This window comes from Citrobacter sp. Marseille-Q3906 (assembly GCF_916618775.1).
GTDB lineage: Bacteria > Pseudomonadota > Gammaproteobacteria > Enterobacterales > Enterobacteriaceae > Citrobacter > Citrobacter murliniae.
Map to the genome: position 1 here is coordinate 506,360 of NZ_CAKAKA010000002.1, position 26,114 is coordinate 532,473.

24 protein-coding genes are annotated in these 26,114 nt (G+C 52.3%); 9 read left to right on the plus strand and 15 right to left on the minus strand.

Features of this window, described 5'->3' with window-relative positions; genetic code table 11:
* Positions 1–177 precede the first annotated feature (177 nt).
* The 3 genes from glnS to chiQ all read left to right on the plus strand — a co-directional run bounded on the left by glnS (position 178) and on the right by chiQ (position 4,070).
* The gene (glnS, locus tag LG384_RS06660; protein ID WP_045441061.1) at positions 178–1,845 is read left to right on the plus strand and encodes a glutamine--tRNA ligase; all 1,668 of its coding nucleotides are present in this window, start codon (positions 178–180) and stop codon (positions 1,843–1,845) included.
* Positions 1,846–2,281: 436 nt separating this feature from the next.
* Positions 2,282–3,688 (plus strand): chitoporin, encoded by a 1,407-nt coding sequence (gene chiP / locus LG384_RS06665; RefSeq protein WP_045441062.1) that lies wholly within the window; start codon positions 2,282–2,284, stop codon positions 3,686–3,688.
* Between the two features lie 49 nt (positions 3,689–3,737).
* Positions 3,738–4,070, plus strand: a complete 333-nt coding sequence (gene chiQ / locus LG384_RS06670) for a ChiQ/YbfN family lipoprotein (RefSeq protein WP_045441063.1) — start codon at positions 3,738–3,740, stop codon at positions 4,068–4,070.
* Positions 4,071–4,120: 50 nt separating this feature from the next.
* Here chiQ and LG384_RS06675 read toward each other — a convergent pair whose 3' ends face one another.
* The 9 genes from LG384_RS06675 to ybfF form a co-directional block, all read right to left on the minus strand.
* Entirely contained in the window at positions 4,121–5,416 is a 1,296-nt protein-coding gene (locus tag LG384_RS06675; protein ID WP_045441064.1) for an MFS transporter, read from the minus strand.
* 55 nt (positions 5,417–5,471) lie between these two features.
* Positions 5,472–6,611, minus strand: a complete 1,140-nt coding sequence (gene tcuB / locus LG384_RS06680) for a tricarballylate utilization 4Fe-4S protein TcuB (protein ID WP_225760653.1) — start codon at positions 6,609–6,611, stop codon at positions 5,472–5,474.
* Positions 6,598–8,001: an FAD-dependent tricarballylate dehydrogenase TcuA gene (gene tcuA, locus LG384_RS06685; protein WP_045441066.1), complete on the minus strand. Its 1,404-nt coding sequence runs from the start codon at positions 7,999–8,001 to the stop codon at positions 6,598–6,600. Before tcuA ends, tcuB begins: the two co-directional genes overlap by 14 nt.
* 97 nt (positions 8,002–8,098) lie before the next feature.
* A complete protein-coding gene (gene tcuR / locus LG384_RS06690; protein WP_048221850.1) occupies positions 8,099–9,025 on the minus strand; it encodes a tricarballylate utilization LysR family transcriptional regulator TcuR in 927 nt (308 codons plus the stop codon).
* 129 nt (positions 9,026–9,154) lie between these two features.
* Positions 9,155–9,601, minus strand: a complete 447-nt coding sequence (gene fur / locus LG384_RS06695; protein WP_045441068.1) for a ferric iron uptake transcriptional regulator — start codon at positions 9,599–9,601, stop codon at positions 9,155–9,157.
* Complete coding sequence (locus LG384_RS06700; RefSeq protein WP_100247215.1) at positions 9,594–9,680, minus strand: ryhB-regulated fur leader peptide; 87 nt, start codon at positions 9,678–9,680, stop codon at positions 9,594–9,596. The genes fur and LG384_RS06700 overlap by 8 nt, the downstream gene beginning before the upstream one ends.
* Positions 9,681–9,890: 210 nt before the next feature.
* Positions 9,891–10,421, minus strand: coding sequence for a flavodoxin FldA (gene fldA / locus LG384_RS06705; protein WP_045441069.1), 531 nt, complete (start codon positions 10,419–10,421; stop codon positions 9,891–9,893).
* Positions 10,422–10,576: 155 nt separating this feature from the next.
* The gene (gene ybfE, locus LG384_RS06710; protein ID WP_045441070.1) at positions 10,577–10,864 is read right to left on the minus strand and encodes a LexA regulated protein; all 288 of its coding nucleotides are present in this window, start codon (positions 10,862–10,864) and stop codon (positions 10,577–10,579) included.
* Between the two features lie 128 nt (positions 10,865–10,992).
* Positions 10,993–11,766 (minus strand): esterase, encoded by a 774-nt coding sequence (gene ybfF / locus LG384_RS06715; RefSeq protein ID WP_045441071.1) that lies wholly within the window; start codon positions 11,764–11,766, stop codon positions 10,993–10,995.
* A 195-nt stretch (positions 11,767–11,961) separates the two neighbouring features.
* Between ybfF and seqA the strand changes: the two genes are divergently transcribed.
* The gene (gene seqA / locus LG384_RS06720) at positions 11,962–12,504 is read left to right on the plus strand and encodes a replication initiation negative regulator SeqA (RefSeq protein ID WP_045441072.1); all 543 of its coding nucleotides are present in this window, start codon (positions 11,962–11,964) and stop codon (positions 12,502–12,504) included.
* 24 nt (positions 12,505–12,528) lie between these two features.
* On the plus strand, positions 12,529–14,169 hold the full coding sequence (gene pgm / locus LG384_RS06725; protein ID WP_225760654.1) for a phosphoglucomutase (alpha-D-glucose-1,6-bisphosphate-dependent): 1,641 nt from the start codon (positions 12,529–12,531) through the stop codon (positions 14,167–14,169).
* Between the two features lie 52 nt (positions 14,170–14,221).
* On the opposite strand, the gene kdpE is transcribed toward pgm, so the two are convergent.
* The 6 genes from kdpE to kdpF are packed head-to-tail and all read right to left on the minus strand — an operon-like array spanning position 14,222 to position 22,003.
* Entirely contained in the window at positions 14,222–14,899 is a 678-nt protein-coding gene (gene kdpE, locus LG384_RS06730; RefSeq protein ID WP_045441074.1) for a two-component system response regulator KdpE, read from the minus strand.
* A complete protein-coding gene (kdpD, locus tag LG384_RS06735; RefSeq protein WP_045441075.1) occupies positions 14,896–17,580 on the minus strand; it encodes a two-component system sensor histidine kinase KdpD in 2,685 nt (894 codons plus the stop codon). Before kdpD ends, kdpE begins: the two co-directional genes overlap by 4 nt.
* Positions 17,581–17,590: 10 nt before the next feature.
* Entirely contained in the window at positions 17,591–18,157 is a 567-nt protein-coding gene (gene kdpC, locus LG384_RS06740) for a potassium-transporting ATPase subunit KdpC (RefSeq protein ID WP_045441076.1), read from the minus strand.
* Positions 18,158–18,165: 8 nt separating this feature from the next.
* Positions 18,166–20,214: a potassium-transporting ATPase subunit KdpB gene (kdpB, locus tag LG384_RS06745; RefSeq protein ID WP_225760655.1), complete on the minus strand. Its 2,049-nt coding sequence runs from the start codon at positions 20,212–20,214 to the stop codon at positions 18,166–18,168.
* A gap of 20 nt (positions 20,215–20,234) precedes the next feature.
* Positions 20,235–21,914, minus strand: a complete 1,680-nt coding sequence (gene kdpA / locus LG384_RS06750; protein WP_225760656.1) for a potassium-transporting ATPase subunit KdpA — start codon at positions 21,912–21,914, stop codon at positions 20,235–20,237.
* A complete protein-coding gene (kdpF, locus tag LG384_RS06755) occupies positions 21,914–22,003 on the minus strand; it encodes a K(+)-transporting ATPase subunit F (protein WP_001670793.1) in 90 nt (29 codons plus the stop codon). Before kdpF ends, kdpA begins: the two co-directional genes overlap by 1 nt.
* 308 nt (positions 22,004–22,311) lie before the next feature.
* On the opposite strand from kdpF, the gene LG384_RS06760 reads away from it, so the two are divergent.
* From LG384_RS06760 to LG384_RS06775, 4 genes are all read left to right on the plus strand, one after another.
* On the plus strand, positions 22,312–22,518 hold the full coding sequence (locus LG384_RS06760) for a YbfA family protein (RefSeq protein ID WP_225760657.1): 207 nt from the start codon (positions 22,312–22,314) through the stop codon (positions 22,516–22,518).
* Between the two features lie 98 nt (positions 22,519–22,616).
* Positions 22,617–23,573, plus strand: coding sequence for a DUF523 and DUF1722 domain-containing protein (locus LG384_RS06765; RefSeq protein WP_225760658.1), 957 nt, complete (start codon positions 22,617–22,619; stop codon positions 23,571–23,573).
* 24 nt (positions 23,574–23,597) lie between these two features.
* Positions 23,598–25,016, plus strand: a complete 1,419-nt coding sequence (gene phrB, locus LG384_RS06770) for a deoxyribodipyrimidine photo-lyase (protein WP_225760659.1) — start codon at positions 23,598–23,600, stop codon at positions 25,014–25,016.
* A gap of 161 nt (positions 25,017–25,177) precedes the next feature.
* On the plus strand, positions 25,178–26,092 hold the full coding sequence (locus tag LG384_RS06775) for an Rpn family recombination-promoting nuclease/putative transposase (protein WP_225760660.1): 915 nt from the start codon (positions 25,178–25,180) through the stop codon (positions 26,090–26,092).
* The last annotated feature ends 22 nt before the right edge of the window (positions 26,093–26,114 follow it).

Here is a 26,114-nt window from a genome sequence, read left to right on the forward strand (position 1 = left end):
CGACAACTAACACGCGATATTTAAGCGGCGGGGGATTATCCTCCGCCGCTTTTTTTTGCAGCAATTGCCCCCATAATGCCTGTCTGATACGTATTTTGCGTAACTAAGGGTTGTCAGTCTGTCCGGGTTATAAGATCATACGCCGTTATACGTTGTTTACGCTTTGAGGAATCCACGATGAGTGAGGCTGAAGCCCGCCCGAGTAACTTTATTCGTCAGATCATCGATGAAGATCTGGCCAGTGGTAAGCACACCACTATCCATACCCGTTTTCCGCCGGAGCCAAATGGCTATCTGCACATTGGCCACGCGAAATCCATCTGTCTGAACTTTGGTATTGCGCAAGACTACCAGGGCCAGTGCAACCTGCGTTTTGATGATACGAACCCGGTTAAAGAAGACATCGAGTACGTTGAATCGATTAAAAATGACGTTGAATGGTTAGGTTTTCACTGGACTGGCGATATTCGCTACTCTTCGGATTACTTCGATCAACTGCACGCTTATGCGGTAGAGCTTATCAACAAAGGTTTGGCGTACGTCGACGAACTGTCTGCTGACGAAATCCGTGAATACCGCGGTACGCTGACCCAGCCGGGCAAAAACAGTCCGTTCCGCGATCGTAGCGTCGAAGAGAACCTTGAACTGTTCGAAAAAATGCGTACCGGTGGCTTTGAAGAAGGTAAAGCCTGCCTGCGTGCGAAAATCGACATGGCCTCACCGTTTATCGTTATGCGCGATCCGGTGCTGTACCGCATTAAGTTTGCCGAGCATCATCAGACCGGTAACAAGTGGTGCATCTATCCGATGTACGACTTTACCCACTGCATCAGCGATGCGCTGGAAGGTATCACGCATTCACTGTGTACGCTGGAATTCCAGGACAACCGTCGTCTGTATGACTGGGTGCTGGATAACATCACTATTCCGGTTCATCCGCGCCAGTACGAATTCTCGCGCCTGAATCTGGAATACACCGTGATGTCCAAGCGTAAGCTGAACCTGCTGGTTACCGACAAGCATGTTGAAGGCTGGGACGATCCGCGTATGCCGACTATCTCTGGTTTGCGTCGTCGTGGTTACACGGCCGCTGCTATTCGTGAGTTCTGCAAACGCATCGGCGTGACCAAGCAGGACAACACCATTGAGATAGCCTCTCTGGAATCTTGTATTCGCGAAGATCTGAACGAAAACGCTCCGCGCGCGATGGCAGTTATTGATCCAGTGAAACTGGTTATCGAAAACTATCCGCAGGGTGAAAGCGAACTGGTTACCATGCCGAACCATCCGAATAAACCGGAAATGGGCAGCCGTGAAGTGCCGTTCAGCGGTGAAATCTGGATCGATCGTGCTGACTTCCGCGAAGAAGCTAACAAGCAGTACAAGCGTCTGGTAATGGGCAAAGAAGTCCGTCTGCGTAATGCTTATGTTGTTAAAGCCGAGCGTGTAGAGAAAGATGCAGAAGGTAATATCACCACTATTTTCTGCACCTATGATGCTGATACGCTGAGCAAAGATCCGGCTGATGGGCGTAAAGTAAAAGGCGTTATTCATTGGGTTAGCGCTGCACATGCGCTGCCGATTGAAATCCGCCTGTATGACCGTTTGTTTAGCGTACCAAACCCAGGCGCCGCGGACGACTTCCTGTCCGTCATTAATCCTGAGTCACTGGTTATCAAACAGGGTTACGGCGAGCCGTCGCTGAAGTCTGCAGTTGCAAGCAAAGCGTTCCAGTTTGAACGTGAAGGTTACTTCTGCCTCGACAGCCGCTACGCAACAGCGGACAAGCTGGTATTTAACCGTACCGTTGGTCTGCGTGATACGTGGGCGAAAGCGGGCGAATAAACCGCAGCAATACATCCTTTCAAACGCCGCATTCTGCGGCGTTTTTTTTGCCAGAAAACACGTAACAACTCTGTTTGCGGAGCAAAATAATTATTATTCAGGAATGAATTTTTCCATTTCTTATTTTTGAATCAAAACCTTGAGTGAAGAGCTTCTCTGGGCTGAAACCGATTTCATCTTCATGGAAAACAAGCATTTTTTCATTTTTTCAACGCTTTTTTATTTCTCGATGAAAATGTAACAGAAAGCAATGAAATATGTGCGGTTGCTCATGTTCTTACATAATGGTTACAAAAAGAGATTGATAATTCGCGTCGCGAAAAATAGTCTATCCATTGTAGTCAATGAGGTTTTCTCAGCGCTACTTTTTTAATTTTTGTTTTTTCGCTGTTCGCTTTTAGTCGGCAGCATTTTATACGTCAAAGAGGATTAACATATGCGTACGTTTAGTGGCAAACGTAGTACGCTGGCGCTGGCTATCGCCGGTATTACAGCAATGTCGGGTTTGGTTGTCGTTCCCCAGGCGCAAGCCGAAGGTTTTTTTGATGATTCAACACTGACTGGCGGCATCTATTACTGGCAGCGTGAGCGTGACCGTAAAGATGTTACCGATGACGACAAATACAAAACCAACCTTTCTCACGCCACCTGGAACGCTAACCTCGATTTCCAGTCCGGTTATGTGGCCGATATGTTCGGCCTTGATGTGGCTGCTTTTACCGCAATTGAAATGGCGGAAAATGGCGACAGCGGGCATCCAAACGAAATTGCATTCTCGAAAAAAAATAAAGGCTATGACGAAGATTATTCCGGCGATAAGAGCGGAATAAGTCTGTATAAAGCGGCGGCGAAATTTAAGTTTGGCCCGACCTGGGCGCGCGCCGGTTATATTCAACCTACCGGGCAGACTCTGCTGGCTCCGCACTGGAGCTTTATGCCAGGGACCTATCAGGGTGCTGAAGCTGGTGCCAACTTTGACTACGGCGATGCTGGCGCGTTGAGCTTCTCCTATATGTGGGCAAACGAATATAAGGCTCCGTGGCACACCGAAGTCGATAAATTCTATCAGGCCGATAAAAAGACTAAAGTTGATTACCTCCATTCCATCGGCGCTAAATATGATTTCAAAAATAACCTGTTGCTTGAAGCGGCATTTGGTCAGTCCGAAGGCTATGTTGATCAATACTTCGCGAAAGCCAGTTACAAATTTGATTTAGGCGGCAATCCGTTTACTACCAGCTATCAGTTCTATGGTGCGCGTGACAAGGTTGATGACCGCACCGCTAGCAACATTTATGACGGTACAGCCTGGCTGCAGGCGCTGACCTTCGGCTACAAAGTGGCGGAAGTGGTTGATCTGCGACTGGAAGGAACCTGGGTTAAAGCAGACGGGCAGCAAGGTTACTTCCTGCAGCGTATGACCCCGACGTATGCGTCTTCAAACGGTCGTCTGGATATCTGGTGGGATAACCGTTCTGACTTCAACGCCAACGGTGAAAAGGCCGTCTTCTTCGGTGCGATGTACGACCTGAAGAACTGGAACCTGCCTGGCTGGGCTGTGGGTGCATCATACGTTTACGCATGGGATGCTAAGCCATCTACCTGGCAGATCAACCCGGATGCGTACTACGACAAAAATCGTACCATCGAAGAATCATCTTACAGCCTGGATGCGGTCTACACCCTGCAGGACGGTCGTGCGAAGGGCACTATGTTTAAACTGCACTTCACCGAGTACGACAACCATTCAAACATTCCGAGCTGGGGTGGTGGTTACGGCAACATCTTCCAGGATGAGCGTGACGTGAAGTTCATCGTTATTGCTCCGTTCACCATCTTCTAATGCCAACAGCGGCGGGCCTGGTGCCTGCCGCATTGTTGAGGAGTGTGCTATGAAAAAATTGATACTCATCACCGTTATGGCATCGGGGCTGGTGGCCTGTGCACAATCACCGGCACCGAAAGAAGATAGCCGTCTTAAAGAAGCCTACAGCGCATGCATTAATACCGCGCAGGGCTCACCGGAGAAAATAGAGGCCTGCCAAAGCGTGTTAAACGTGCTGAAGAAAGAAAAGCAGCACCAGCAGTTTGCCAATGAAGAAAGTGTTCGCGTGCTGGATTACCAGCAGTGTATTCAGGCTACGCGCACGGGCAACGATCAGGCTGTCTCTGCCGATTGTGACAAGGTCTGGCAGGAAATTCGCAGCAAGAACTCGGCAAAATAAAACGCGGTTCGAACAAAACGGGCGGAGATATTTCTCCGCCCGTCTGCATTTCAGAGTTTATTGTCTGCCGGTTGATAATTTCGGCTTAAACGGACAAACAGCATTGCCGTGGCGGAGAGCCCGCAAAGTGCTGCACACATCAGCCACCATCCAGGTGAACTTTTATCTCCTGTTAACTGAACCAACGCCGTTGATATTACTGGCGTCAGACCGCCAAAAATAGCAGTGGCAAGACTGAAAGCCAGTGAAAAACCCACTGTACGTACATAAACAGGCATCACCTCAGTGAGCGCTGCAACCATTGCCCCGTTGTACATGCCAAAAAAGAACGAGAACCAAAGCAGTACCAACGTCATACGGGTGAAATCTGGCGCGGCAGTCAGCCAGTGCATTACAGGCCAGGTGGTGATCAATGCGAGCACGGTAATACCCATCAGCACCGGACGACGGCCAATTCGGTCTGAAATTGCACCTCCAATTGGCAGCCAGATAAAGTTAGAAATACCGACCAGCATGGTGACAATAAGGCTGTCGCGGGCGCTGAGGTGTAGCACGGCTCTGCCGTAGGTCGGGGTATAAACGGTGATAAAGTAAAATGTGGTAGTGGTCATTGCCACCAGCAGCGTACCCGCTGTGATGAGACGCCAATTTTTGATGATAGTGGTGAAAATTTCCCTGGTGTCGGGACGGTGCGTGCGTTGTAAAAATGCGTCAGTCTCCTGAAGCGAGCGGCGGAGAACGAAAATCAAAGGAATAATCATGCAACCAATAAAAAATGGAATGCGCCATCCCCATTCAGAGATCTCATCGTGCGCCAGCGTGGCGTTCAGACCGTAACCAATCAGAGCCGCCACCACAATGGCAACCTGTTGACTGGCAGACTGCCAACTGGTGTAGAAGCCTTTATTCCCCGGTGTGGCAATTTCAGAAAGATAAACAGAGACGCCTCCTAACTCCACACCAGCAGAGAATCCCTGTAATAATCGTCCCAGTAATACCAGCGCAGGGGCCAACAGACCGATACTTTGATAGCCGGGAACCAGGGCAATCAGCAGGGTACCGCAGCCCATAATCGCGAGCGTCACCATCAGCCCTTTACGGCGACCAATTCTGTCTATGTAAGCTCCCAGTACAATTGCACCAACAGGTCGCATTAAGAAGCCTGAACCGAAAACGGCAAAGGTCAGCATCAGGCCAGCAAATTCACTCTCTGCGGGAAAGAACGTTTTTGCAATATAGGTGGCGTAAAAACCGAACAGAAAAAAGTCGAACTGTTCGAGGAAATTACCGCTGGTTACCCGCAGTATTGCGCCGAAAGTACCAGCGCGCGATGGTTGTTGTGTCATTGGGTTTGCTCTCCATTGTCTTTATCTTGTTTTTATAGAGGTAAGAGTGTGTGGGTTAGTCGCCTGCGACTCCCGCCTGTTTTCCGCGCCGTCTTTCTATTGCCCACTTGAGTAAGGAAGCGCAGCGGTAAAATCCGTGGGCAAATTTTCCGTAAGGAATGGTCAGAAAGAGTGCCATGACCACGCCGAGATGAATGGCCAGCAGAATAGCCATCCAGGAGGTGTCTCTACCTGCCAGCAACGCTAAACCAGTCAGGCTGGTCAGTAGCAGCAGCAAAATAAAACCGCGATCCATTGGTTTTTGCCGCGCGTCACCATGTAGCGGTGAGCGCTTAAGATTCAGCCATAACAAGCCAGCAGGGCCCACAACTAAACCAATACCGCCCAAGGTGCCAAGGATCACTGGAAGACTGAAGAACGGGTAGGGTGCTTCTATACCTGCGAAGTAGTGATAGCCCGTCGCTACGATGGTGGCGGCAAAGCAGAGCATAAAACCGTAGAAGGTGAAGTGATGGAAACGGCGACGCATCAGAGTGAAGGCATCATCCGCTTCGTTACAACCTTTGCCGTGCCCACCGTCGAGATATTTCAACGTCAGCGCATTGTGTGAGGCTTCAGCAATTTCCGCGGAACGCGGCATACCCGGGGAGATCTCTCGCCAGAAGCGGATCACGCCTGCCATAAGCAAACCTATTGCCAGGATAAAAACAGAGCCAAACATCCATGCCAGCAGGTTATGCGGAAAAATTTGATAGAAATCCCCGGCCAGTGGAGGATGGAGTAATGAACCCTTTAAACCCATGGCGAGGAGCAGAAACACGATAAGGCCGAAAACCAGCGACAGCGTCGTGGTTACGCCTGCCCGATGATAAAGCGCGCCAAAGGCCGCGGGTTGGGCGTAGTGCTGATAGGTTTCCAGCCGTACTTCCGCCATCGCTTTCGGTACATTGAGAGCAAATTCATGGGGCGGAGCATATTGGCAGGAGTGCAGACAAGCACCACAGTTATGGCACAAGTTTGCCAGATAGTTTATATCCGCTTTACCAAATTCCAGGCGCTGAGTCATCGCCGGAAAAACTGCGCAAAAACCTTCGCAATAGCGGCAGGCATTACAGACCTGCATCACACGTTCAACCTCTGCTTCCGGCTCGGTGAGAATTTGCGCTTCAATGATCAATTTCTCAAGCTGCTTCATGATGAGCCTCCTTTTGTGCAGCCAGGGCGGCCTCTTTTCCGGCAATACAGCCAAAAGTTGTGCCGATAGACATTCCTACACCAGCGGTATAGCCTTTACCCAGCACGTTGCCCGCCATCATCTCTCCGGCAACGAACAGGTTGCGGCTTGGCTGTCCGGCAAAGTGTACTGCGGCATGTTCGTCCACTTTCAGCCCCAGATAGGTGAAGGTGATCCCCGGGCGTAAGGCATAGCCATAGTAAGGTGGCGTATCTAATGGTCGTGCCCAGTGGGTTTTCGCCGGTGTCAGACCTTGTGTTGCGCAGTTATCCAGCGTGGTGTGATCGAATTGCCCAGGCAGGCAGGCGCTGTTGTACTGCATGATGGTGTGGGTAAAGCGTTCGGCATCCAGTCCCAACTGGCGAGCAAGCTCTGTCAGCGTATTGGCCTGTGCGCCAGGAAAGACCGGAGGCATGAAGTGGCCGATCGCTTTACTGTCGATAATGGAGTAGCCAATTTGTCCGGGCTGATGGGCAACCAGCCGTCCCCAGATAGCGTAACGTTTTGGCCAGAAATCTTCGCCTTCATCATAAAAACGTTCAGCATCACGATTTACCACTATGCCCAGCGAGACACAGTCCACACGGGTGCAAATTCCGCCATCGTATAATGGTGCTCTGGCGTCAATCGCCACGCAGTGTGACTGGGAGGGATCGCCGACAATGTCCGCCCCGGCATCGATCATAAATTTAAGCAGTACGCCCTGGTTAAAGCGTGTGCCGCGAATAAGAAAGTTATCCGCAGGCCACTCGCCGCGGGCATTCTTGCCCCACGCCTCCCGCAGCCATTCGCGGTTAGATTCAAACCCCCCGGCGGCAAGCACGCAGGACTTAGCCACAATGCGCTCTTTGCCTGCCAGTGCCGCTACGAACTCGCCATTATGCAGTTCTAGCGCCTGGACCGGTGTGTTATAGCGAATTTGCACGCCCAGCTTTTCTGCGCTGCGATAATAGGCATTCACGAGAGCTTTTCCGCCGCCCATAAAGAAGGCGTTAGTGCGCGCCACATGCAAAGCACCGGAAAGAGGGGGTTGAAAATTAACGCCGTGCTGGCGCATCCAGTCGCGACATTGCGAAGAGGTACGTATCACCAACCGCGCCAGTGCTTCGTTGGTATTTCCTTCAGTTACACGCCAGAGATCCTGCCAGAACTCCTCTTCTGGATAGCTCTCCACCAGGACATCCTGTGGGGCATCATGCATACAGCGTAAATTACGCGTGTGTTGGGAATTCCCTCCGCGCCATTCTCGGGGGGCTGCTTCGAGCAGTAATACAGAAGCCCCTTGCTCCCGGGCGGTTAAGGCGGCACATAATGCGGCATTGCCGCCGCCAATCACCAGAACATCAACCATCGTATACTCCATTACCATTTAACTAATTGTTAAATTTGTAATTGAAATGTATACGTGTAAGTTGTGTGGGCGCTACGCTGTGATGCTAAATAGCCCTTTAGTTATTGTAAAGAATCGCACCTGGCCAGCTTCCCGCTTCCACCAGTTGACACATCACTTTGGTCAGTATCACGCGGGCAGCGAGACCTGCGGGGGTAAGTTCATCATCAGAAAGGCTGACAAGAAAATTAGGGCGGCTAAGTATTGGATTATGGACGCCGATCACTCTTAGCGTCTCTTTATCGAGATGCGAAATCGCCGCGCCGGGTTGTAGTGTGGCACCGATTCCACTGCGAACGGCGCTCATCAACAGCGTCAGACCATCAATTTCTGTAGTGATCTCAATGTTCAGAGCATGTTCCTGGCAGATGGCATCCAGTCTGCCACGCAGGCCGTGACCCGGGCTTGGCATTATCAATGGAATATTAACCAGCTGGGCAGGGGCGATATTGTCATCCGTAATATCATCCAGTAAAGCATGGGTGCCAATCAAAAATAGCCGTTCTTCGAGAATCGGTCTGGCACTCCAGCGCAGGATTTTTTCCTTTTGAAACACCACTGCTAAATCAATTTGGCGGGTATTAATCATCCGCTCCAGGTTACCGGAGAGGCTTTCCACCACATGCAGGCGGACATCTGCATAGTTTTCCCGCATTGCATTAATGAAAGGCACACCGAGCACGGATGCGGTACTGGGAGCCATTCCGACGCTGACGTGACCGGAAAGCCGGGCCTCTCGAGCCGCGAGGATCGCATCGTCTGCGTGACGTAATGCCAGTTGTGCCTGGGAGTAAAAAGCCAGTCCGGCGCTGGTGGGCGTCACGCCACGAGAGGTTCGTTGCAGCAGGCGAATAGCGAGTTCGTTTTCCAGCCGGGTCATTTGCTGGCTGAGAGCCGAAACACCAATATTGAGATCGAGCGCCGCGCTGCCCATACTGCCGGTTTCTACAATACGAACATAATAGCGTAGCTGGCGAAGCTCCATTTCGGCTCTCCGATGAGGTAGGGTGAATTTTACATTAAAGCTGCATTGACTCGAAAGGAAGAGGCCCCCGGCCAGGTTTAGCTCATAAAAAAAGCCAACCGCAGGGTTGGCTTTTCAGAAAACATCATATTATTTGGCGTCGTGCGCATGCTCATCTTCGCGGCAATCGCCTTCAGCGCAGTGACCGTACAGATAGAGGCTATGGTTGGTTAAGCGAATACCATGTTTAGCCGCAATCTCACGCTGACGCGCTTCGATGGAATCATCGCTAAATTCGACCACTTTGCCACAGTCGAGGCAAATCAGGTGATCGTGATGATGCTGTTGGGTTAATTCGAAGACGGATTTGCCACCTTCAAAATTATGGCGGGTTACGATACCGGCATCATCAAATTGGTTCAGCACGCGATACACGGTCGCCAGACCAATCTCTTCACCCATGTCTATCAGGCGTTTGTATAAGTCTTCCGCACTGACGTGATGGTTATCCGGTTCCTGAAGAACTTCCAGAATTTTTAAACGAGGAAGCGTTACTTTCAGGCCAGCCTTCTTTAATGCGGTATTATTGTCAGTCATGCGGAATCTGTCCTGTAGCTAAGCGGTTCACTTCATTAACAGAAGTGACAGAAATTGCACTTGAGATAATGCGTATCATTATAGAACTGCCATGTCTAAATGAAAACAGCAAGTCTCTGGCAAATATTGTTAATCAAAACGTGGTATCGCCGACAAACACTCTGTGCAATACCCGATTGGCATCCAGCCATTGTACAGGGTCAGGCGAGAAAGTTACAAATTTGTAGCAATTATTTTGATTGGTTTTATCTATTGATGCGGCGTAGATACGTTTCTACGCCGCATGAAATCAGGCGTTAATGATTTCGTCGAGATGCAGCTCTTCAGAAATCTGTTTAACCCATTTTTCTACGCGTTCAGCGGTCAGCTCAGGCTGGCGATCTTCATCAATAGCCAGACCGACAAAGTGGTCATCATCAGCCAGGCCTTTAGACGCTTCAAAGTGATAACCCGCCGTTGGCCAGTGACCGACGATGGTTGCGCCGCGTGGTTCGATGATGTCGCGGATGGTACCTAACGCATCACAGAAATATTCTGCGTAGTCTTCCTGGTCGCCGCAGCCAAACAGCGCAACCAGTTTACCGTTAAAATCAATGTCTTCGAGAGTAGGGAAGAAGTCGTCCCAGTCACACTGCGCTTCACCGTAATACCAGGTTGGGATACCGAGCAGAAGAATGTCATACCCTTCCAGGTCTTCTTTGCTGCTTTTTGCAATGTCATGTACATCGGCAATGTCTTTACCAAGCTGTTTTTGAATCATTTTTGCGATGTTTTCGGTGTTACCGGTGTCGCTGCCGAAAAAGATGCCAGTGATTGCCATGAGTAAAATAACCTCTTGAAACTTATTGAAATGGTGGTGGCGCAATGCCCACGGATAAGGGCAATCATAGCAGAACAGTCAGGCATGCGGAAACAGCAAACACGCGGGACTGCACTCTGTGCTACACGATTTATGATTTAGAGCAGAAATTAAGACTATGCCTGACCACGCAACGTGGTGAGTTGGTTCATCAGCATCTCTTCGATGAGTTCACTGCGACTCATGTTACGTGCGTCCGCCAGCTCGTTCAGAGCGTCAACGGCGTCGGCATTCAGTTTCAGTTCGACACGCTTAAGCCCGCGAACTTTGTCGCGTTTAAGCTGATTACGTTTATTAATACGTAACTGTTCATCACGCGAAAGCGGATTGGTTTTGGGTCGTCCCGGGCGACGCTCCTGCGCGAACAGATCTAATGTCGTACGGTCCGTTTGTTCTTTGGCCATGATCTTGGTGACTTCGGGGAAACAATCAGCCAGGCGTCTGCCCGGATGGATAGCGCGCCATCATACATCAGCAGGGGGGGCGCGCCAACGCCCACGCACGTAATCGCGCGCGGACGCTGAGTTTTTAATCAGTTGGCCTTGTCCGTCAGATAACGACGGATGGCGCGTAGGACCGCATCTGGTTTTTCTGCGTGTACCCAGTGACCTGCACCTGCAATAACATGCGCCCTTGCCTGAGGGAATTGCGCCAGTAATTGGTCACGGTACGCTTCGGTAACATACGGCGAGTTTCCACCAGGGATGAACAGCGCCGGATGATCCCATGCAGGTATGGTTTCCCAGCCCACAATATGAGGATACTGGTCCCACAATGCGGGGACATTGAAACGCCACTCGCCGTCAACAAAGGATTTCAGCAGAAACTGGATTACGCCTTCTTCTTTCAGGTACTGGCGCATCACGCTTGCCGCCTGCTGGCGTGATGCGGCTTGTGCATCCGTCACGGCATTAATCGCCGCAAAGATCTCATCGTGACGACGGACATGGTAGTCAACCGGTGCAATATCGATAGCCACCAGTTGATCGATACGTTCAGGTGCCAGCGCGGTTAACGCCATCACCGCTTTGCCCCCCATTGAGTGACCAATAAAAGTCGCTTTTTCTATTTGTTGGGCGTCCAGTGTATCCAACAGGTCTTGCGCCATGGCCGGGTAATTCATCTCTGGCGAACGAGGGGAGAGCCCGTGATTTCGCATATCAACCTGAATGATGTCGTGATCGACTACCAGGTCACGTGCCAGTATGCCCAGGTTATCCAGGCTGCCAAACAGACCGTGAACCAGGACGATGGGGGAATTATTGTGCAGGTTTTGTGCAGATTGCGCTCGGATATTCAATTTCATGGCAAAGTTCTTTTTTTCACACTAGCGGGTTAGGGTATCATGTTGACCATTCTGCCACAGGGCTGCAACAACTACGGTTACTCCGAGTTTTTCTGGCCATCAGGCTTGACGCTATCCGCTGTTGGGATTTGCCTTTACACTAGGTGTAATAATCCCAACAACTTGTATTCAGCTAAGACACCGCACTGGATTAAGATGAAAACGATTGAAGTTGATGATGAACTCTATAGCTATATTGCCAGCCACACCAAGCATATCGGCGAGAGCGCATCCGACATTTTACGGCGTATGTTGAAGTTTTCTGCCGCATCACAGCCTGCCACTCCGGTGGTAAAAGAAGTCCGCGCCGTGCAACCTGTCGTGGAAGCCAAGCCGGTCGACCCCGTTAAAGATAAAGTGCGCGCCATGCGTGAACTGCTGCTTTCCGATGAATATGCGGAACAGAAAAAAGCAGTGAATCGCTTTATGCTGGTGCTGTCTACACTCTATTCACTGGATCAGCACGCGTTTGCTGAAGCAACGGAGTCGTTACACGGTCGCACACGCGTCTATTTTGCAGCGGATGAACAGACGCTGCTGAAAAATGGTAATCAAACCAAGCCGAAACATGTGCCTGGCACACCGTACTGGGTGATCACCAACACGAATACCGGCCGCAAATGCAGCATGGTTGAACACATCATGCAGTCAATGCAATTCCCTGCGGAATTGATTGAAAAGGTTTGCGGAACAATTTAATCCTTGCATTAGAGGGACCAGGCAATGGCAATCCACAAGCGTGCAGGTCAGCCTGCACAACAGAGTGATTTGATTAACGTCGCCCAACTGACGGCACAGTACTATGTACTTAAACCAACAGCCGGGAATGCTGAGCATGCCGTTAAGTTCGGGACATCCGGGCATCGTGGTAGTGCAGGTCGTCACAGTTTTAACGAGCCGCATATTTTGGCAATCGCCCAGGCCATTGCCGAAGAACGTGCGAAAAACGGGATTACCGGGCCTTGTTATGTGGGCAAAGACACCCATGCGCTGTCTGAACCGGCATTTATCTCTGTACTGGAAGTGTTGGCGGCAAACGGTGTTGATGTCATCGTGCAGGAAAATAACGGCTTTACGCCAACCCCTGCCGTGTCAAATGCAATCCTGGTCCATAACAAAAAAGGCGGCCCGCTGGCTGATGGCATTGTCATCACGCCGTCGCACAACCCGCCGGAAGATGGTGGCATTAAATACAACCCGCCAAACGGTGGTCCGGCAGATACTAACGTCACTAAAGTGGTGGAAGATCGTGCCAACGCGCTGCTGGCTGATGGACTTAACGGTGTTAAGCGAATTTCACTGGATGCGGCGCTGGCGTCGGGTCATGTGAAAGAACAGGATCTTGTGCAGCCGTTCGTGGAAGGGCTTGCAGATATTGTCGATATGGCAGCGATTCAAAAAGCGGGTCTGACGCTGGGTGTCGATCCGCTGGGTGGCTCCGGTATCGAATACTGGAAGCGTATTGCCGAGCACTACAAACTGAATCTGACCATTGTTAACGATCAGGTTGATCAGACCTTCCGCTTTATGCATCTCGACAAAGACGGTGCTATCCGTATGGACTGCTCTTCCGAGTGTGCGATGGCGGGTCTGCTGGCGCTACGTGATAAGTTCGATCTGGCATTTGCTAACGATCCAGATTATGACCGTCACGGCATCGTCACTCCGGCCGGGTTGATGAACCCGAACCACTATCTGGCAGTCGCGATCAACTATCTGTTCCAGCATCGCCCGCAGTGGGGCGAAGACGTTGCCGTTGGCAAAACGCTGGTGTCTTCAGCGATGATTGACCGTGTGGTGAATGATTTAGGACGTAAACTGGTTGAAGTACCGGTTGGCTTTAAATGGTTTGTTGATGGCCTGTTCGACGGTAGCTTCGGCTTCGGCGGCGAGGAGAGCGCGGGGGCTTCTTTCCTGCGTTTCGACGGTACACCGTGGTCGACCGACAAAGACGGGATCATTATGTGTCTGCTGGCGGCCGAAATTACTGCCGTGACCGGTAAGAACCCGCAAGAGCATTACAACGAGCTGGCCGCGCGTTTTGGTGCGCCGAGCTATAACCGTTTGCAGGCAGCAGCGACCTCCGCGCAGAAAGCAGCGCTGTCTAAACTCTCTCCGGAGATGGTCAGTGCCAGCACGCTGGCGGGTGATCCGATCACCGCGCGTCTGACGGCGGCGCCAGGCAATGGTGCTTCTATCGGCGGTCTGAAAGTGATGACTGACAATGGCTGGTTTGCCGCACGTCCGTCAGGTACTGAAGACGCCTATAAAATCTACTGCGAGAGCTTCCTGGGTGAAGAACACCGCAAGCAGATTGAAAAAGAAGCGGTTGAGATTGTCAGCGAAGTGCTGAAAAACGCGTAACCAGAAAAGGAGCCGAAAGGCTCCTTTTTTACATCTGGTACCCGGTGAAATATCACGGCATAAACCGATAGCCAATCCCGGTTTCGGTTATAAAGTGACGAGGGCGCGCCGGGTCTACTTCCAGTTTCTGGCGCAAGTGCCCCATATAAATTCGCAGGTAGTGGCTGTGCTCGACGGCGTTGGGACCCCAAACCTGATTCAACAGCTGACGCTGGGTCAGCACCTTCCCGCTGTTATTGAGAAGTATCGCCAGCAGGCGAAATTCAATTGGCGTCAGGTGAATTTCCTCTTCGCCACGATGTACCAGACGCGCGGCAATATCCACTTTCACATCGGAAAAATGCACGACTGGCTCGGGTGCGGGTCCAATAGCGTGGCGGCGTAATGCCACACGCAAACGCGCCTGCAGTTCGCCAATGCCAAACGGCTTGCTGAGATAATCATCAGCACCGGCATCCAGTGCGGCGATTTTGTCGCTCTCTTCACTGCGAGCTGAAAGCACTATAACGGGAATAGCGCTCCATTGTCGCAGGTCGCGAATAAAATCAGTGCCGTCACCGTCTGGCAGGCCGAGATCGAGAATGATGAGATCGGGTTTACGCGTTGCGGCCTCCAGCAGGCCACGTTGCAACGTTTCTGCTTCATACACGCGCAGACCATCGGCTTCCAGCGCGGTGCGCAGAAAGCGACGAATGGCCTGTTCATCTTCAACAATCAATACGTTTGTCACATATCCTCATGAAAATCTTCAAGTTCAGGGGGTAATTCTTGCGGCAGTGTAACACGGAAGCAAGCGCCACCCTGCGGTCGATTATGGGCGGTAATGGTCCCGCCATGCACGTCGACAATAGCCTGGCAAATTGCCAGTCCCAGCCCAACGCCCGGTACTGATGACTCTTTGTTCCCCCGGGAAAACTTGTCGAAAATACGTTGTTCCTGGCCTGACGGAATGCCAGGCCCGTTATCCCACACGTCCAGTTGCAGGTGTTCGCCCTCAACCTGTGCTTCAATTCCTATTTGTGCCTGCGGGCCTGCGTATTTGACGGCGTTTTCCAGCAGATTAATCAGCACTCGTTCAAAGAGTGGCCCATCAACGTGTATCAGCGTCAATGGCTCAGGAAGTGACAGATTAATTGGTGCAGCCAGGCCAGGCTCCAGCATCTGTAAGGCGCTGCCCACCACTTCCTCCAGCGTTAACCACTCTTTCTTAAGATTAAAGCCGCCAGACTGAATTCGCGCCATATCCAGCAGATTATTTACCAGCCGGGTCGTGTTAAGGACATGCTGGCGAATTTCGCTGGCCTGACGGGCGTGCTTCGAGCCTTCCGTTGCCAGATCCAATGTTAAAATCTCCGCCTGACCGAACAGCACCGTTAACGGCGTGCGTAAATCATGAGAAAGGGCGGCGAGCAGGGCGTTGCGGATGCTCTCGCGTTCGCTGGCAAATCGCGCCAGCTCTTCGCTGGCAGTCAGCGCCAGTCGCTCCAGGGCGCTGGCAACCAACAAGGTAAAGGTTTCCAGCAGTCGTTGTTGTTCCGGGATCATCAACTGTCGAAGATTCCCCGGTTCTACTATCAACAGTCCATACGTTTTGTCGGCGCTTTTTAACGGTAAGATCTGATACGGTACGCCCGGTAAGGTATCGGTGCCGGCCCCGGCCGGTTGTCCCTTATCAAAGCTCCAGCGGGCAATGGCATCATCCCAGGGCGTCGTGCCTTGTTGATGCGTCAGCGGAGCCAGTTTGCCGTTCTCATCGGGCAATAAAACCTGACTGCGGGCCTGAAAGGTTGAGGTAATAAACTGCTCACTGGTGGCAGCGATATCTTGTTGACTCCGCCCCACGGCCAGGGCTTTGGACATCTCGTACAGATGCCGCGTGCGCTGTTCCCGGTAGCGAGCGACTCGTGCCTGATAGCGCACTCCTGCGGTCAGATTCCCGATGACCAGACCGACCGTCAACATAACGGCGAATGTGAGCAGATACTGGACGTCCGAAACGGCCAGCGTACCGCGCGGGGCAATAAAGAACAGATCGAAGCTGGCGACGTTAATAAAGGTCGCCACCACAGACGGCCAGCGTCCGTAGAACAGGGCGATCACTACCACGCCTAACAGGTAGAGCATTACCAGATTGGCGGCATCAAAGGCAACCAGCCACTGCATGGCTATCAGCGTTGTGAAGGCGCACAGTGCAGCTGCAACCAGACAGCCCTGAATCTGTACCCGCCACTTATCTTTAAAGGTACGCGTGTCAGCAGCCTGAACCGCCGGACGTGGAGGGGGATCGTCCAACGCGACAATCATCAGATCGAGATCCGGTGCGCGATGGGCCAGCTTGTCGGCAAAAGAATCACTGCGCCACCTGCGTCGAGTTGTCGGACGCCCCAGCACGATTTTTCCCAGATTGTGCTCCCGGGCGTAGCGGACGACCGCTTTATCTTCTGCGGGATCGGAGAGGGTGGCTGTTTCTGCTCCTAATTCCTGTGCCAGTCGCAAGGCGCCAAGAATTGCGCGACGTTGCTTTTCGGGTAACTGATGCAGTGCGGGTGTTTCGACATACACGGCATGCCAGACACTACCGAGACGTGCAGCCAGACGTGCGGCGGCACGCACCAGCTTTTCGCTGCCGGTGTTGTGTCCGATACACAGCAGGATGGCATCGCGGGTGTGCCAGACTTTTTCCTCTCCAGGGTGACCTCGCCAGGCGCGCATTTGATCGTCTACCCGATCAGCTGTACGTCGCAGGGCCAGTTCGCGCAGTGCGATCAAATTGCCTTTGCGGAAGAAGTGTTCGATAGCCCGTTCTGCCTGACCGGCAATATAGACTTTGCCTTCGTTCAGACGTTGGCGCAGATCGTCAGGGGGGAGATCGACCAGTACCACATCATCAGCCGCATCGAAAAACGGATCGGGGACGGTTTCGCGGACCTGAATACCGGTAACGCCGCTGACGATATCGTTCAGGCTTTCCAGATGCTGAACGTTAACAGTGGTAAAGACATCAATGCCAGCTTCCAGCAGTTCTTCGATGTCCTGCCAACGGCGAGGGTGACGCGAGCCTGGCGCATTACTGTGCGCCAGTTCATCCATTAAAATCAGGGCCGGGCGACGGGCAAGGGCGGCATCGAGATCAAACTCGCTGATGTGCCGCCCACGGTGTGACTGGCGTTTCAGCGGCAGCACGGCGAGTCCGTCCAGCAGTGCGGCGGTCTCTTTACGCCCGTGAGTTTCCACCACGCCGATCAACACATCCAGCCCTTGCGTCCGTAACCGCTGGGCCTCAGCCAGCATAGCCCAGGTTTTCCCGACTCCAGCGCAGGCACCGAAGAAGATTTTTAGTTTTCCCCGGTGTGGGGCGGCGGTCTGTTCCAGTAAGCGATCCGGATTGGGGCGCAAGGGTTCTTCTGTCATGACCTTTTTCTCAGCGCTTATCCAGCGCTAAATTAAGTTCCACCAGGTTCACTACCGGCTGGCCGATAAACCCGACCAGCGGCTTATGCGTGTATTGTGCAACTAACTGCGTTACCTCTTCAACGCTGAGGTTACGGGCTTGCGCCACGCGGGGGATCTGCCAGGCTACCGCGTTCGGTGTCAGATTATTGTCCAGTCCACTGGCAGACGCCGTGACCAGTTCCACCGGAACAACTGGGTTAGCCTGCGGATTTGCAGCACGCAGCGCGGCAATCCTGCTTTGCAATTGTTTATCCAGCTCCGGGTTGCTGGCCGCCAGGTTACTGCCGCCTGAACCCATTGGATTATAGGGCATTTCCGCCGTCGCTGAAGGGCGTCCCTGAAAATAACCGGCGGCGGTAAAGTTCTGGCCGATGAGTTCAGAGCCGCGAACGACCTGACCCTCACGGAGCAGTGACCCGTTAGCCTGATGGGGAAACCACCATTGCCCCAGTGCGGTTGTCAGCAATGGATATGCTCCGCCGGTGATAAGTATCAGGAAAATCAATGTTGATAGTGCAGGACGTAATCCACTCATCTGAAACCTCACACCAGACCCAGCAGGGTCAGCAATAAATCAATCACTTTGATACCAATAAATGGCACAACCAGACCGCCCAGACCGTAGATCCACAAGTTACGGCGCAGCATGGCGGAAGCCGATAACGGTTTATAGCTCACGCCCTTCAGCGCCAGTGGGATCAGAAAGACAATAACCAGCGCATTGAAGATGACCGCGCTCAGGATTGCCGAATCCGGCGAATGCAGGCGCATCACGTTAAGTGCGTTGAGCTGCGGGTAGGTTGCGGCAAACGCAGCCGGGATAATGGCGAAATATTTCGCTACGTCGTTGGCAATACTGAAGGTGGTCAGCGAGCCACGTGTCATCAGCATCTGTTTGCCAATATGCACCACTTCAATCAGTTTAGTGGGGTTAGAGTCCAGATCGACCATGTTGCCCGCTTCCTTCGCGGCCTGGGTCCCGGAGTTCATGGCTACCGCCACATCTGCCTGAGCCAGTGCGGGGGCGTCGTTGGTTCCGTCGCCGGTCATCGCCACCAGACGACCTTCCGCCTGGTACTGACGAATAAGTGCCAGCTTGGCTTCCGGTGTGGCTTCCGCTAAAAAGTCATCCACCCCGGCTTCTGCCGCAATCGCGGCGGCGGTTAGCCGGTTGTCGCCTGTGATCATCACCGTTTTGATACCCATTTTGCGCAACTGGGCAAAACGTTCTTTGATCCCGCCTTTAACGATATCTTTCAGCGCAATCACACCCAGTACGTGCGAACCTTCGGCAACGACCAGCGGCGTCGCACCAAGGCGAGCGACGTTTTCGACCTTCTGCTCAACATCGGCAGGGAAGTGCCCTCCGTTGGCTTCGACGTGACGACGAATGGCGTCTACTGAACCTTTGCGGATCATGCGGTTGTCGATATTGATACCGCTCATCCGGCTTTGTGCGGTAAACGGTACAAATGTGGCGTGCAGCGATTGCACGTCGCGTATGCGCAGATTAAAGCGCTGTTTTGCCAGCACCACGATGCTACGACCTTCTGGCGTTTCATCCGCCAGTGACGAAAGCTGTGCGGCGTCGGCCAGCGTTTTTTCATCAACGCCCTGGGCGGGAAGAAAATCTGAAGCCTGACGGTTGCCCAGCGTAATGGTGCCGGTTTTATCCAGCAGCAGTACGTCCACGTCACCTGCTGCTTCTACCGCTCGCCCGCTGGTGGCGATGACATTCGCACCCAGCATGCGGCTCATTCCGGCGACGCCAATTGCGGAGAGCAGGCCACCGATAGTGGTGGGGATCAGGCAGACCAGCAATGCAACCAGAACTGTGACGCTGACCGCGCTGCCGCCCCAGGCGGAAAACGGCCACAGCGTAGCGGTTGCCAGCAAAAAGACGATAGTCAGGGCGATCAGCAGGATCGTCAGCGCGATTTCATTTGGCGTTTTCCGCCGTTGGGCGCCTTCGACCATTGCGATCATTCGGTCGAGGAATGTTTCGCCGGGGTTCACGCTGCATTCGATCACCAGCCAGTCGGAGAGGATGCGAGTTCCTCCGGTAACTGATGCGAAATCACCGCCGGATTCGCGGATAACCGGCGCAGATTCACCGGTAATGGCGCTTTCATCCACCGATGCGCCGCCTTCGATGACTTCGCCGTCGCAGGGGATAATATCGCCTGCTTCAACCAGCACCACATCCCCTTTACGCAGTTCGCTGGCAGGAACATGATCCATTGACGAGCCGTATTTGGGTTCGCGTAATTTACGTGCGAAAGCTGTTTTTTTCACCCCTTTCAGGCTGTTGGCCTGTGCTTTGCTACGTCCTTCCGCCAGCGCCTCGGCAAAGTTGGCGAACAGAACGGTCACCCATAACCAGAGACTTATCGCCCCGGTAAACATTGGGTTCCCGATCATGTGCCCGGTTGCCATCGCTACGGTTATCAGCGTGGTCAGCAGGCTGCCGATCCAGACGATAAACATGACCGGATTGCGCCACTGGGTATGTGGGCTTAATTTTTTGACGGCGTCCATAAGCGCTTGCGCGACCAGAGAGGGTTCGAACAGCGCCAGTTGCTTGCGACTCATAATAATGTGCTCCGCATCGCTCAACGTAAAGAGAGGTATTCTGCGACCGGACCAAGCGCCAGAGCAGGAATAAAGGTAAGAGCGCCAACCAGTAACACCGTACCGATTAACAACCCGACAAACAGCGCACCGTGTGTGGGCAGAGTGCCTGGGCTTGCGGGTTGGCTCTTTTTACCGACCAACGACCCGGCAATTGCCATCACCGGAATAATGACGCCGAAGCGCCCGAAGAACATGCAGAAGGCCAGCAGGCAGTTCCAGAATGGGCTGTTGGCGCTTAACCCGGCAAAGGCGCTACCGTTGTTGTTCGCTGCAGACGATACGGCGTACAGCACCTCACTGAAACCGTGTGGCCCAGGGTTGAGCATCGCGCTGCGCCCGGCGTCGCTCATCATGGCAATCGCTGTACCAAGCAGCACCAGTGCAGGGGTAACCAGAATCGCCAGCGCTGTCATTTTCATTTCGCGCACGTCGATTTTCTTACCCAGATATTCCGGGGTACGGCCAATCATCAGTCCGGCGATAAATACGGCCAGCAGAACAAACAGCAGCATGCCGTATAAACCTGAACCCACGCCGCCAAACACCACTTCGCCAATCTGCATCAACCACATTGGCACCATCCCGCCCAGTGCGGTGAAAGAGTCATGCATAGCGATGACCGCCCCGCAGGATGCTGCCGTCGTGACGACCGCAAACAGACTGCTGACCAGCACGCCAAAGCGGCTCTCTTTACCTTCCATGTTGATATTGCTGTCTGCGCCAAACGCCATCAGATGTGAATTACCCTGAATCTCAGCCCACATCACGACCGCCACGCAGATGACAAAAATCAGCGACATTGCCCACAGCAGAGTACGTCCCTGACGGCGATCGCCCACGACGTCGCCAAAAGCAAAGCACAGGGCGGCGGGAATTAAAAAGATCGCCAGCATCTGCACCATGTTGGTCAGTGCGGTTGGATTTTCAAACGGATGTGATGAGTTAGCGTTAAAGAAGCCGCCACCGTTAGTGCCGAGCATCTTAATGGCTTCTTGCGAGGCGACCGGACCCATCGGCAGCAGTTGTTTAGCGCCTTCAAGCGTGGTGAACGCCTGGTAAGGCAACAGGTTTTGCAGCGTGCCTTGCTGTATAAAAAACAGGGCGATGAGCAGAGCAATGGGCAGCAAGATCCATAACGTAATGCGCACCAGATCCACCCAGGCGTTACCCAGCGTGTTCATACTTTGGCGTGTGAAGGCGCGGATCAGGGCGAAAATCACCGCGATGCCGGTCGCCGCTGACAGGAAATTCTGTACGGTCAGCCCGGCCATTTGGCTGAAGTAGCTTAAGGTGGTTTCGCCGCTGTATGACTGCCAGTTGGTATTGGTGACAAAACTCACGGCGGTATTCAGCGCGAGATGCCATGAGAGTCCCGGCAATTGCTGAGGGTTCAGTGGCAGCAAACCTTGCGCCATCAGCATCGAAAACAGCACCAGCAGACCCAACATATTGAGTGCAAGAATTGCCAGCAGATACTGCTTCCAGTTCATTTCGTGTTGCGAAATGCCCAGCCCACGCCAGAGCACACGTTCAATGCCGGTCACGCCCGGCAAGGATGCGTTATTGATAAGCCTTGCCAGCCCTGCGCCCAATGGTCTGGCTACAACAAAAAGAACCAGTAAGAAACTGGCGATGAGTAAAAATCCTTGTGCCGCCATCAGAACGCCTCCGCATTGATCAGGGCATACACCAGATAACCTAATAATAAAAACACCAGCACAATGCCGGTTATCACGCCTGCACTCACGGTGCACCTCCAGTGGCATAAATGTGATAACCAGAGCGTAGTTTTTTGGTTGCAAAGATTTCGCAAAAATCGGCGGGCGGGATGTAAAAAAAGTATAAAAATGGCAAAGGCCATTATTTAACTAATGATTAGTATTAATTTAACTTTTATGTAACTAAATTACGAATTTAAGTTAAACGAAGCATCAATAGATAAAAATAAGTGGTCGGATGAGTAGTAAAATTACACACAAGGCGGTATTATTTTCATCAGTTAACCAAGTTTATTTTTCCGGTGCGATTCACCGAACAGATATAGGGGAGAAAAGTATGGATCTTTACAAAGAATATCCAGCACATGTTGTCTTATTACGCCGTACTTTCGCCGTTGTGGCGGGCGTGCTGGCGCTACCGGTCATGCTGTTCTGGAAAGACCGCGCCCGTTTTTTCAGCTACCTGCACCGCGTCTGGTCGAAAACCAGCGATAAGCCGGTGTGGATGGATCAGGCTGAAAAAGCGACCTGCGATTTCTATTAATTTATCGAAATTGCTCAAGAAAACCGCTAACAGTAATGTAGCGGTTTTTTTTATGCTCCGACGTCTACACTTATTCAGATAACGGATAAGGAGTTGTGATGAACGAGAAAATCCCGGTGGGTATCAGTGCCTGCTTGCTAGGTGCTAACGTTCGCTTTGATGGCGGACATAAACGGCTGGCTTTTGCCGTGGAAGACCTGTCTCCGTGGGTGCGCTTTGAGCCAGTGTGTCCGGAAATGGCCATTGGATTGCCAGTGCCTCGTCCTGCGTTACGTCTGGTAAAAAACGATGATGGTGCTATTTCTCTGCGTTTTAGCGATAAGCGGGAAGGGAACCTTACTGATGCCATGACGGTTTTCAGTAACCAACAGATCGGGCAGTTTGAACATCTGTGCGGCTACATCGTCTGCGCAAAATCCCCCACCTGCGGAATGGAACGTGTCCGCGTGTACGATGCTGACGGTAAAAATAACCGCAAAGCGGGACGCGGTATCTACACATCATTATTGATGGACGCATATCCGTGGTTGCCAGTAGAAGAGGATGGGCGGTTGCATGACCCGCAAATCCGCGAAAACTTTGTTGAACGAATGTATGCGCTGAATGAACTAAATGGTATTCGTGAGCAAGGACTGACACGCGGAGCACTGATTGACTATCACAGTCGCTATAAGCTGCTGCTGTTGACGCATTCTCAGCCAGCATATCGGGAGCTCGGGCGTTTTGTGGCAGCGGTTCACGAATGGGAAAGTCTGGATGCCTTTTTTATCGCTTATCGCCAGCAGTTGATGGCTTTGATGTCGCATCAGGCTACCCGGCGTAACCATACTAATGTTTTGATGCACGTTCAGGGGTATTTTCGTAAGCAGCTCAATGCTCGTCAGCGTCAGGAACTCGCAACGCTGATTGATGATTATCGGCGCGCAACGCAGCCACTACTTGCTCCCGTGACGCTGCTCAAACACTATATGGCAGAATACCCGGATACCTGGCTTTCCGGACAGCGCTACTTTGATCCCTGGCCCGCAACGTTACGTTTGCGCTATGGAAGCTAATTGTCTTATTGATTTGGGAGCTTTATGACCACCCATTTGGTCTGGTTTCGTTGTGATTTACGTCTGCACGATAATCTCGCCCTCGCCGCCGCGTGCCGTGATCCTTCTGCTCAGGTACTGGCGTTATATATTGCCACTCCCGAACAGTGGACGTCACATAACATGGCTCCACGCCAGGCGGCGTTTATTAGCGCTCAATTAAATATGCTACAAACGGCACTGGCAGAAAAAGGCATTCCCCTTCTGTTTCATGAAGTTACCGATTTTTCCGCCAGCGTGGATACAGTAAAAAACGTCTGTGCGCAGCATGATGTCAGCCGACTTTTTTATAACTATCAGTATGAAATAAACGAACGACAGCGTGATGTAAGTGTGGAAAAGTCATTGCCACACGTGATCTGTGAGGGTTTTGACGACAGCGTGATCCTGCCTCCGGGGGCGGTGATGACCGGCAATCATGAAATGTATAAAGTCTTTACGCCATTTAAAAATGCCTGGCTGAAACGTCTAAAAGACGGTGTTCCTGAGAGTGTTGCCGCGCCAAAGAGACGAGACAGCAGCACTATTTCCACACTGTTAACCGCAATTACGCTGAGTTATCCGCAGCAGGATTTTGATGTGCGACATTTCCAACCGGAAGAAAAATCGGCTATCGCGCAATTACGTCAGTTTTGCCAGCAGGCTGTCGCGGAATATGAACAACAGCGTGACTTTCCGGCAATTGATGGCACCAGCCGGTTATCCGCAAGTCTTGCAACCGGTGGATTATCGCCGCGTCAATGCCTGAACCGGTTGTTAGCAGAACAGCCGCAGGCACTTGAGGGCGGGAGCGGAAGCGTCTGGTTGAATGAGCTTATCTGGCGCGAGTTTTACCGCCATTTAATGACATACCACCCGGCACTGTGTCGTCATCGTCCCTTTATTCGCTGGACCGATCGTGTTCAGTGGCAGGATAATCCTGCACATTTTCAGGCGTGGCAGACGGGGCAAACGGGATATCCCATTGTGGATGCCGCCATGCGCCAGCTTAACACCACAGGATGGATGCATAACCGTTTACGCATGATTACCGCCAGCTTTCTGGTGAAAGATCTGCTGATTGACTGGCGTAAAGGAGAGCAGTATTTCATGTCGCAACTGATCGACGGCGATCTGGCAGCCAATAACGGTGGCTGGCAGTGGGCGGCGTCAACCGGAACTGATGCCGCGCCGTATTTTCGTATTTTTAATCCAACGACTCAGGGGGAAAAATTCGATCGTGACGGTGAGTTTATCCGCCAGTGGGTGCCGGAATTACGCGAGGTGCCAGGAAAAGCAATCCACGAGCCGTGGAACTGGGCGGAAAAAGCGCAGGTGACTCTCCATTACCCTCGCCCCATTGTCGACCATAAGCAGGCGAGATTAGCCACGCTCGCGGCCTATGAGGCGGCGCGAAAAGGGTGAGTGCGTGGTGGATTTCTGCGTAATGCATTCCAGCAGAATGCACATGTTGCTAGCGGGCGCATTTAGCGCTGAATCGTGTGCGTAAGACCGTTACTGCCTGAATGCACCAGTTACGCCTGGGCAGTAAAGTCCCGTCATCTTCTTTCAGGTGACGGAACACGATGACAACGGCAACGACTTCCACTCCGCATGATGCGGTATTCAAAACGTTTTTACACCATCCCGAAACTGCGCGGGATTTCCTCGAGATTCACCTTCCGGCTTGTCTGCAAAAGCTTTGCGATTTTAATACGTTGAAGCTGGAGTCAGAGAGCTTTATTGAAGCGGATTTACGTTCCTGCTACTCCGATGTGCTCTGGTCGCTGCACACACGCGACGGTGACGGGTATGTCTATGTTGTTATAGAGCATCAGAGTTCAGCCGATCCGCATATGGCTTTTCGTTTGCTGCGTTATGCGATGACGGCCATGCAGCGCCATCTGGACGCCGGACACAAGGAACTGCCGCTGGTAATACCGATGTTGTTTTATCACGGTAACCGCAGCCCGTACCCGTATTCACTGTGTTGGCTGGATGCGTTTGCAGATCCTGTGGCGGCAAGGCAACTCTATGCCAGTGCATTTCCACTGGTGGATATAACGGTAGTACCCGATGATGAAATCCTGACGCACAGGCGAATGGCGTTGCTGGAACTCATGCAAAAATATATCCGTCAGCGGGATTTGATGGGACTGGTAGAACAACTGGCTACGCTGTTACTTACAGGATGCGCTAATGACACGCAACTACAGGCGATGTTTAATTACATTCTGCAATCCGGCGATGCATCTCGCTTTAATGAATTTATGCAAGAGATGGCGCAACGGATCCCCCAACACAAGGAGAGGCTGATGACTATTGCGGAGCGATTACGGTTAGAGGGATTACAGGAAGGGGTACAGCAAGGGTTACAGCAAGGTAAACACGAGGCTGCATTACGTATAGCGCAAACAATGCTGGCGCAAGGAATAGCTCGTGAAATGGTGTTACTGGTTACAGGTCTGTCGGAAGAGGATCTGGCAGTTAATAATTCGTAATCTCTTGATAAAAAACAGGCCC